At 77.0% G+C, this 904-nt stretch carries 1 pseudogene; it reads left to right on the forward strand.

The features are described 5' to 3' along the window. Window positions 1–904 (forward strand): annotated as a pseudogene (locus ADK60_RS23790) (hypothetical protein); the annotation flags it as partial.

Here is a 904-nt window from a genome sequence, read left to right on the forward strand (position 1 = left end):
CCGCCCCCCACTGGGCCGCCGACACCCTGCGCCGCGCCGCCCGCGGAGCCGCCGACACCGACCGCCCCGCCGACGCCGTCGCCCTGCTGCGCCGCGTCCTCGCCGAACCCCTCAGCGACCGCCGACGCGGACTGCTGCTCTCCGAACTCGGCAGCCTCGAAGTCACCCTCGGCCCCGCCGAACGCACCATCGGCCTGCGCCACCTCGCCGAGGCCGTCCACCTCCAGCAGACCGACGAAGGCGTCTTCCGCGCCGCCGGCACCCTCGGCGCCGTACTCGCCACCCGCGGCGACACCGCCGCCGCCATCGAACTCATGGACGAGCTGGCGCACCGGTTCGCCGACCAGGAGGACGTCCTGCACGCCGTCCAGGCCGCCACCGCGCAGATCGCCGCCCACGACGGCCACAGCTGGCTCCAGGTCGTCGAAGGCGTCCAGCGCCTCGCCGCCCGCACCCCGCACCGGCTCGCACCCCCCGCCTACGCGCTGCTCACCGAGTTCGACGCCACCAGCGGCCTGCTCGCCGCGACCGAGGTCGGCGAACGCGTCCGCGAGCTCGAAGCCTCCCCCGTCGACCCGCTCTGCCGCTCCTACCTGCTGGTCTCCCTCGCCACCCTGTCCCAGTGGGCCGACCTCCTCGACGAGGCCGACGACCTGGTCGTCCGCGGCCTCTCCTGCTTCCGCGGCGGCCCGCTCGACCCCGGCTACCAGTGCCTGCTCAGCGTCCGCGCCGAGACCAGGATCATGCGCGGCGAGTACCAGGCCCTGCTCGACGACTACGCCCTCACCGCCCCCGGCTCCTCCGCCGGCACCGCGCCGACCGGCCAGGCCGCCTCCCGCCCGCCCCTCCCGCCCACCCCCTGGGGCCCGCCGGGGCTGCCCCGGCTGCCCACCTGGGGCACCCC

This window comes from Streptomyces sp. XY431 (genome assembly GCF_001279805.1).
In the GTDB taxonomy this organism is placed as follows: domain Bacteria; phylum Actinomycetota; class Actinomycetes; order Streptomycetales; family Streptomycetaceae; genus Kitasatospora; species Kitasatospora purpeofusca.